This window comes from Aureimonas sp. SK2 (assembly GCF_029813115.1).
Classification (GTDB): domain Bacteria; phylum Pseudomonadota; class Alphaproteobacteria; order Rhizobiales; family Rhizobiaceae; genus Aureimonas.
In genome coordinates, this window is sequence record NZ_JAPZDS010000040.1 from 1 (window position 1) to 5715 (window position 5715).

General features: G+C 61.1%; 7 protein-coding genes. 2 read left to right on the forward strand and 5 right to left on the reverse strand.

Annotation, left to right across the window (positions count from 1 at the left end):
- Nucleotides 1-391: 391 nt before the first annotated feature.
- The 3 genes from O5O54_RS21975 to O5O54_RS21985 are packed head-to-tail and all read right to left on the reverse strand — an operon-like array spanning nt 392 to nt 2933.
- Nucleotides 392-580: a DUF2474 domain-containing protein gene (locus O5O54_RS21975; protein ID WP_347814906.1), complete on the reverse strand. Its 189-nt coding sequence runs from the start codon at nt 578-580 to the stop codon at nt 392-394.
- Nucleotides 517-1524 (reverse strand): cytochrome d ubiquinol oxidase subunit II, encoded by a 1008-nt coding sequence (gene cydB, locus O5O54_RS21980; RefSeq protein ID WP_407061750.1) that lies wholly within the window; start codon nt 1522-1524, stop codon nt 517-519. The genes O5O54_RS21975 and cydB overlap by 64 nt, the downstream gene beginning before the upstream one ends.
- The gene (locus O5O54_RS21985; protein WP_279483985.1) at nt 1524-2933 is read right to left on the reverse strand and encodes a cytochrome ubiquinol oxidase subunit I; all 1410 of its coding nucleotides are present in this window, start codon (nt 2931-2933) and stop codon (nt 1524-1526) included. Before O5O54_RS21985 ends, cydB begins: the two co-directional genes overlap by 1 nt.
- A 302-nt stretch (nt 2934-3235) precedes the next feature.
- On the opposite strand from O5O54_RS21985, the gene O5O54_RS21990 reads away from it, so the two are divergent.
- Both O5O54_RS21990 and lspA read left to right on the forward strand, forming a co-directional pair.
- A complete protein-coding gene (locus O5O54_RS21990) occupies nt 3236-4021 on the forward strand; it encodes a heparan-alpha-glucosaminide N-acetyltransferase (RefSeq protein ID WP_279483986.1) in 786 nt (261 codons plus the stop codon).
- Nucleotides 4022-4136: 115 nt separating this feature from the next.
- Complete coding sequence (gene lspA, locus O5O54_RS21995; RefSeq protein ID WP_279483987.1) at nt 4137-4604, forward strand: signal peptidase II; 468 nt, start codon at nt 4137-4139, stop codon at nt 4602-4604.
- A 125-nt stretch (nt 4605-4729) separates the two neighbouring features.
- On the opposite strand, the gene O5O54_RS22000 is transcribed toward lspA, so the two are convergent.
- Nucleotides 4730-5485, reverse strand: a complete 756-nt coding sequence (locus O5O54_RS22000; protein ID WP_279483988.1) for a YkgJ family cysteine cluster protein — start codon at nt 5483-5485, stop codon at nt 4730-4732.
- A gap of 10 nt (nt 5486-5495) precedes the next feature.
- A partial coding sequence (locus O5O54_RS22005) for an SEC-C metal-binding domain-containing protein (RefSeq protein ID WP_279483989.1) occupies nt 5496-5715 on the reverse strand: 220 nt, incomplete at its 5' end.

Here is a 5715-nt window from a genome sequence, read left to right on the forward strand (position 1 = left end):
CTCTATCGTCGCGTTCCCGATGGTTCGGCCATCATCGTCGTCCCGGACATTCCACCCCCGGTTGTCGCGTCGATGCCAGATGCGAGTTAGGGTATAACCGGGGGATTGCATCGGCAGCGCCAGCAAGGCCTTTGGGTGCGGACTGCGCGGTATGCATCCAAACGCGAGCCACCTTTGAATGCGCAGGTACGGCAGAGTCGTCGGCATCCCGCTGGAAGGCGACTTTATAGGGATGTCCCCGTCCTTGGACGGAGACATCCTCGCGTGCTTCAGCAGCGCATGCGTGGTTTCGTGCGACGTGATTTCTTCGTGGTGCTCAAATGAAACGCGTTCTCGCCTTGGCGGGGCGGTGTCCTTGCGTCGCGCTGGAAGGGAAATCCTGCCAGAGTGTCTATGCCTTCAACCAGAACCGAATGATCATCGCTACGGTCCCAAGCATCGAGACGCTCAGTGCCCAGATGGCAATCAGCCACAGGAGACGCTTCCACCACGGTCCAGCATTCGCGCCCTCGGACATCAGTGATACCCGTCCTCGGCGACCTTGCCCCTGAACACCCAGTACGAGAACGCTGTGTAGCATAGAATGACGGGGATCAGGACCGCTGAGCCGACCAGCATGAACCTCTGGCTCGATGCGGGCGCGGCGGCCTGCCAAATGGTCAGGGTGTCGGGGACGATGAACGGATACATGCTGATGCCGAGCCCCACGAAGCTCATCAGAAACAGCGCGAGGGCCAGGAAGAACGGACGCACCTCCCGGCGCTTCCTGATCGAACGACGGAACGCGAACGCCAGTATGGCAGACAGAAGCGGGACCTGGGCTGTGAGAATCACAACCGGGAAGCTGAGCCACTTGTCGCGGTAGCTGTAGTCCAGCCCCAGGGTGGCGAAGCTGACCAGAGCGATCGCGACGAATGTGGCCATCCCGTAGCGTCCGGCAAGGCGGAAGGCATGATCCTGCGTGCCGCCGTCCGTCTTCCAGATCAGCCAGGTCGCGCCGAGCAGAGCGTAACCGCAGACGACGCTGATGCCCGTCAGGACACTGAACGGGGTCAGCCAGTCAAGCCAACCACCGGCATAGGCTCGCCCCTCGATCTCGATCCCCTGTAACAGCGCCCCAAGGATCACGCCCTGCGAGAACGCCGCAACGATCGAGCCGCAGGTGAAGGCGAGGTCCCAGGCCCGCCGGTGTTTCGGATCGCGCCAGCGCGCCTCGAAGGCGACGCCGCGGAACACGAGGCCGAGGAGCATGGCGATGACAGGTGGATAGAGCGCCGTCATGACGACCCCGTAAGCGAGCGGGAAGGCGGCGAAGAGACCTCCACCTCCCAGCACCAGCCATGTCTCGTTGCCGTCCCAGACGGGGGCGATGGAATTCATCGCCTTGTCGCGCTCAGGGCCGACTTCGAAGACAGGGAACAGGATGCCGATCCCGAGGTCGAACCCGTCCATGACCACGTAGGCGAACACTGCAAAGGCCAGCACGAAGGCCCAGACCGTCGCCAGATCGAAGTCGATGCCGATCATGGATGGATCTCCGTCTGCTGGGCGAGGCCCGGCGTGATGCCAGCCGTCCGGATCGGCGCCTCGGCCGTGATGGATGGCTCACCGGAATGGGCGCCCTTGCGCATGAGGCGCAGGATGTACCAGGTTCCAAACCCGAAAACGGTGAAGTAGACGATCACGAATGCGACCAGGGAGGTGCCGACAGCCGACGCCGCAAGCGGTGAAGCACTTTCGGCCGTGCGCAGCAAACCGTAGACGGTGAAGGGCTGCCGCCCGACTTCCGTGGTGACCCAGCCCGCGAGGACCGCTACGAAACCTGATGGTCCCATCACCAAGGCCGAACGGTGCAGCCATGGCATGTCGTAGAGACCCCCGCGCCAGCGTGCCCAAAGACTCCATAGTCCGATGCCCAGCATCGCCATGCCGATCGAGACCATGATCCGGAAGGACCAGAAGACGACGCCGACGGGCGGCTGATCAGCCTCTGGAACCGTATCCAGTCCCGCCAGCGGCGCGTTCAGATCGTGCTTGAGGATCAACGAGGAGAGCTTTGGGATCTGCACCGCGTAGTCGATGCGTTTGTCCTCCGAGTTCGGGATGCCGAAGAGGATCAGCGGCGCTCCGTTCGGATGGCTCTCGTAGTGGCCTTCCATCGCCATGACCTTGGCAGGCTGGTACTGCAGCGTGTTCAGTCCGTGCTGGTCGCCGGCGAAGATCTGGATTGGCGCCATGATCGCTGCCATCCACATGGCCATGGAGAACATCTTTCGGGCATGCGCGTCACGGCTGTTCTTCAAAAGGTGCCAGGCTCCGACCGCGCCGACGGCGAAGGCGGTAGTGAGGTAGGCCGCGATGACGGTATGGGTCAGCCGGTAGGGGAAGCTTGGATTGAAAACGATCGTCCACCAGCTGTCTCCGGGAACGAATTGCCCGACATCATTGATCTCGAAGCCTACGGGCGTCTGCATCCAACTGTTCACGGACAGGATCCAGGTGGCGGAGACGAGCGTGCCGACGGCGACCGCGAGGGTCGAGGCGAAGTGGAGGCCTTTGCCGACCTTGTTCATCCCGAACAGCATGACACCGAGGAACCCTGCCTCGAGGAAGAAGGCGGTCAGCACTTCGTAGGCCATCAGCGGTCCGATGACCGGGCCGGCCTTGTCCGAGAACACAGCCCAATTGGTGCCGAACTGGTAGGACATGACGATGCCGGACACGACGCCCATGGCGAAGGCGACCGCGAAGATCTTTGCCCAGTACTTGAAGAGGTCGAGATAGATCTGGCGGCCCGTCCACAGCCACAGACCCTCCAGCACGGCCAGGAAGCTTGCAAGGCCGATCGAGAACGCCGGGAAGATGAAGTGGAAGCTGACGGTGAAGGCAAACTGCATTCGCGCCAGCAGAATGGGGTCGAAGCCGTCGAACATTGGCGTTCTCCTTTGCACCGCAAATGAGGCACAAGCTCCAGAGAAACCAACTGGACAAAACGCCCAGTGTCGGTGCCTTGCTGAGGAGGATGGACAACCGAACCGCACCGGAAGCCGATCGCATGTCCGATCCGCGAGGTCGCGGCCTCACATTCTGCCGTAGGCGAAATCCGATCCACAATTCGACGTGAGGGGAGGGTCCCGGAACCAGTCCGGGCATGATGCTCCTCCTGTGGGGCTTGCTCCTCTAGCCACCAGAGGATGTATCCCGTGCCTAGGGTTCCGAATCGGCAGGGGCAACGATGCAGTCAGGTCGGAGGCGGATCGACGTTCACCGCGCCATAGAACGCCAGGCCTCGCCGTCGCGGCAGGAGGAGGCCGGACGGATCCAGTTGCTGGATGCGTGGCGCGGGGCCGCGATCGTGGGTGTTGTGCTGTATCATGTGGGTTGGGATCTGAGCTTTTTTGGGTTTGCCCCTCCGGGAATGATGTTCTCGCAGCCGATGATCCTCTTCGCTCGAACCCTTGTCTCTTCCTTCATGTTCCTGTGTGGAGTCGGCATAGTGCTCGCGCATGAACCCGTTTTCGATGGTCGAAGCTTTTGGAAGCGGTTCCTGAAGATCGCTCTGGCTGCGGTCGCGATCACTGGCGTGTCGCTTCTTTCGATGCCAAGCGACTTCGTCTACTTCGGCGTCCTCCATGCGATCGCCGCGTCGTCCCTGATCGGCTTGGCGTTCATTCGAATGCCGGTTCCCATCGTGGCGGTTGCCGGATTTCTAGTCATTGCCTTGAGCTTCTTCATCCGGATCGACGATTTCGGAGTGCGATGGCTTGCTTGGATAGGATTCGCTGCGTTACCGCCGCCGTCGATCGACTTCGTTCCGTTGTTCCCCTGGCTGGGAGTGACGTTGTTGGGCGTGGCTGCGACGAAACTGTTCCTGCGATGGCCGGCCACGTCGAAGTTCTTTCGAGTGCCGGTTCCGCGATGGCTGTCCTGGGCCGGCCGTAGGACCCTGCCGATATACCTGCTTCATCAACCCATTCTGTTCGCTCTCTTCTGGCTGGTCACGAGAATGGGGACTTCATGACGACCGATCGCGCGTACGACATGGCCACGGGATCGGTTCATTCGGCACAACGCAAGGGGACCTCGCGGAGCCCACAGATGACATGTCAGTCAGGAACGCCCGAGAAGCAACCCGCATGATTAGTCCCTTCGGATTTCTTCTTGCTGTCGCCGTGGCTTTCACCGCGGACCAGGTGACGAAGGTAGTAGCACTCCAGAACCTTAACGTCTGGGCTTCGGTCGCGATCTTGCCGGGGCTGAACCTGACTTTGGGGTTCAACGATGGGATCAGCTTCGGTATACTTGCCGACACCGTGTTCGGACAGCCTCTGATCCTGGTCACGCTGACGGGCCTGCTGACCTGCTATCTATGCTTTCTTGGGGGCACGGCGACGAGGCCGCTCGAAGGGGCAGGATACGGCTCCATCGTCGGGGGATCGTTGGGAAACATTGTGGATCGTCTGAGACAGGGAGCGGTCACGGATTTTTTGGACATTTACTGGAGTGATTGGCATTGGCCGACCTTCAATGTCGCCGACATCGCAATCGTGGTGGGGGTGGCGGCGATCGCCCTATCCGCCTTCTCGACCCCGGCGAAGACCTGACGGCTTCCATCGATGTCGCTGACGGTTCTTTCCGTGACGAGGGAACCGGGCGGCCACGCCCATGCAAAGGGGCGCGTTCGTTCCCTGTTGCTTCAGTCCCAGACCATTCAGGGCGTCCCCTTCGATTAGGGGCCGTAGCGTTCGAGTTCCCGCTCGGCCTGGCGGTAGAAGCGATGGAACTCGGCCAATTTCGCCTCGCCGTCCGTCCTTTCAGCCCAATGACGCAGGACCGGACGCTGACGCCGAGCATAATCGACCGGATCCAGGGCCTTCTCGAAACGCAGCAATGATCCGAACCCGATGACCACCCGTCCCGATGGCGAGCGGGACGCGCCGATGATCTGTTCGCGGATGACAGGGTTGTGTTCGACGGTGAACGTGATGAGACGGCGCATTGATGGTTGTTGTTCGTCGATAGCATTCAGCTCGGCGTCGAAGTCGCCGCGCTCGAGAATCCTTTTGTCTCGATACACGACTGGTGCCTCCACCCCCGTCTCGCATTGCCATCCTGGCTTGGGAACGAGCAAGTCGGACTGCGCGCCCTCGTCCTTGTAGGGATTGAATGGCATCGTCCGACAACGGAGGGGCTTGTCATCGTGGATTGCGCAGAGAGCGTCATCTGCGAGATGCGGGCAGGGCATGGCTGGTGGGACGAACGACATGGGACTGACGACGAGGGTCAGATCCTTCCCTTTCGACACCTTGAGGGGCGTACCGATACGACCTGCGATCGCCTGACCTCGAGCGTTGGATCTGACTGGTACGATGCTGATGGCAAGTGGAAGCACGTGAGCCCATTTCACGGCTTCCGCCATCGTGATCGGGAGTGAGCCGTTGCAGCAGCGACCGCAGGCGGTACAGGCGAAACGCTTCTCCAACATGATGCGAGCCCTATGCCGCTCCGGTTCCCGGAGAGTTGCCGCAGCATTTCTTGTGCTTCTTACCTGATCCACAGGAACATGGATCGTTCCGTCCGATGCGTTCGACCTTGACTGGAGAAGATTTCGGATTGATCTCGCTCGTATCGTAGAACCAGCGGCCGTCGATCTGTCGGAACGTCGCGATCTCCCGCTGCACGTGGTCTCGACCTTCGAGGCGGTAGCGAAATCGG

Excerpts from the sequence above, each read along its gene's own strand:
- lspA (WP_279483987.1), top strand. The coding sequence starts at position 4,137 with ATGATTAGTCCCTTCGGATTTCTTCTTGCTGTCGCCGTGGCTTTCACC.
- O5O54_RS21975 (WP_347814906.1), bottom strand. The coding sequence starts at position 580 with ATGCTACACAGCGTTCTCGTACTGGGTGTTCAGGGGCAAGGTCGCCGA.
- O5O54_RS21985 (WP_279483985.1), bottom strand. The coding sequence starts at position 2,933 with ATGTTCGACGGCTTCGACCCCATTCTGCTGGCGCGAATGCAGTTTGCC.
- O5O54_RS21990 (WP_279483986.1), top strand. The coding sequence starts at position 3,236 with ATGCAGTCAGGTCGGAGGCGGATCGACGTTCACCGCGCCATAGAACGC.
- O5O54_RS22000 (WP_279483988.1), bottom strand. The coding sequence starts at position 5,485 with ATGTTGGAGAAGCGTTTCGCCTGTACCGCCTGCGGTCGCTGCTGCAAC.